Source organism: Methylobacterium sp. GC_Met_2, assembly GCF_026540795.1.
Taxonomy (GTDB): domain Bacteria; phylum Pseudomonadota; class Alphaproteobacteria; order Rhizobiales; family Beijerinckiaceae; genus Methylobacterium.
The window spans coordinates 1-1,588 of the sequence record NZ_JALNUM010000249.1; the positions used below are offsets into that span (position 1 = coordinate 1).

Genomic DNA, 1,588 nt, shown 5'->3' on the forward strand with positions numbered 1-1,588 from the left:
CGACCGAGGCTGTGTCAAAAGTCCGGTCTGAGATAGACTTGGGGCCTGATCTGCGGAGGCCAGCATGGGTCGGTTCGTCGAAGGGCAGGACCGTCGGCAGTCCTGGTTGCTGCCCAGTTCGCTGGACGACTATGTCACGGCGGACAATCCGGTTCGCGTGGTCGAGGTGTTCATCGACGAACTCGATCTGGGCGCCCTCGGCTTCACGCGCTTCGAGCCCGCAGCGACGGGGCGGCCTGCGTATGATCCGGCCACGCTTCTGAAGCTCTACCTCTACGGCTATCTCAACCGCGTGCCGTCGAGCCGTCGGCTCGAGCGGGAGGCACAGCGCAACATCGAGGTGATGTGGCTGACCGGTCGCTTGGCTCCCGATCACAAGACGATCGCCAACTTCAGGCGCGACAACGGGCCTGCGATCCAGGCGGCCTGCCGGCAGTTCGTGGTGCTGTGCCGGGATCTGCAGCTCTTCGCTGGGGCGACCGTCGCCGTGGACGGGTCGAAGTTCAAGGCGGTCAACAACCGGGACCGCAACTACACCGTGGCCAAGGTCGCCAAGCGCCTGGAACAGGTGGATGCCAGCATCGCCCGCTACCTCGCGGCGCTCGACCGAGCGGATCGGGAGGGCAACGACGTGCCCGAGGCACGGACGCAGCGCATCGGCGAGAAGATCGCCGCTCTACGCCGCCAGATGGCCTTCCTGCGCGAGATGCAGGAGCAGGTAGAGGCCGCGGACGACGGGCAAGTCTCGCTGACCGACCCGGACGCGCGCTCGATGGCGACGAGCGGGCGCGGCACCGGCATCGTCGGTTACAACGTCCAGATCGCTGTCGATCCCGAGCATCATCTCGTCGTCGCCCATGAGGTCGTCAACGAGGGCCACGACCGAACCCAGCTCGTGCCAATGGGCGGTCGGGCCAAGCAGGCCATCGGCGCGCAGGAGGTCACGGTCCTGGCCGATCGCGGCTACTACAGCGGCGACGAGGTTCTGGCCTGCGAAGGCACGGGCGTCCTGCCAGCCGTCCCGCGAGCCGACACGTCGGGTCGAGCCAAGAAGGGGCTCTTCGTGCGCGCCGACTTCGTCTACGACGCGGCGGCCGATCACTACGTCTGTCCCGCCGGCGCTGTGCTGACGAAGTCTAACGCGCGCTCCGATCGACACGGCGACATCGACCACTACCGCAACCTGGACGCCTGTCATGCCTGCGCGATGCGGGTGCGCTGTACGACCGAGAAGTTCAAGCGCTTCAAGCGCTGGAAGCACGAGGCGGTTCTGGAGGCCATGCAGAGGCGGCTCGACGCCATGCCGGACGCCATGGCGATACGGCGCGCCACGGTCGAGCATGTCTTCGGAACGCTGAAAGCCTGGATGGGCAGCACGCCCTTCCTGACGAAGGGCCTGAAAGGCGTGCGAACCGAGATGAGCCTTGCGATCCTCGCCTACAACATGAAGCGGATGATACGCCTGTTCGGCGCAACCTGGCTCATCCAGGCCATTCGAGCCTGAAGCGGCCCACCGCGCCGTCGTCATCATCCTGCCGACCAGCGCTGGCGACCACGATCAATGCGTTTTGACACGGCCTCGACCCAA

Annotated in this window: 1 protein-coding gene; it reads left to right on the plus strand. The window is 66.2% G+C overall.

The genetic code is table 11. The annotated features are described in order from the left end of the window. Nucleotides 1–64 precede the first annotated feature (64 nt). The gene (locus OXS49_RS33270; protein WP_267428757.1) at nucleotides 65–1,504 is read left to right on the plus strand and encodes an IS1182 family transposase; all 1,440 of its coding nucleotides are present in this window, start codon (nucleotides 65–67) and stop codon (nucleotides 1,502–1,504) included. The last annotated feature ends 84 nt before the right edge of the window (nucleotides 1,505–1,588 follow it).

Coding starts and splice junctions, on each gene's coding strand:
- OXS49_RS33270 (WP_267428757.1), top strand. CDS start 65: ATGGGTCGGTTCGTCGAAGGGCAGGACCGTCGGCAGTCCTGGTTGCTG.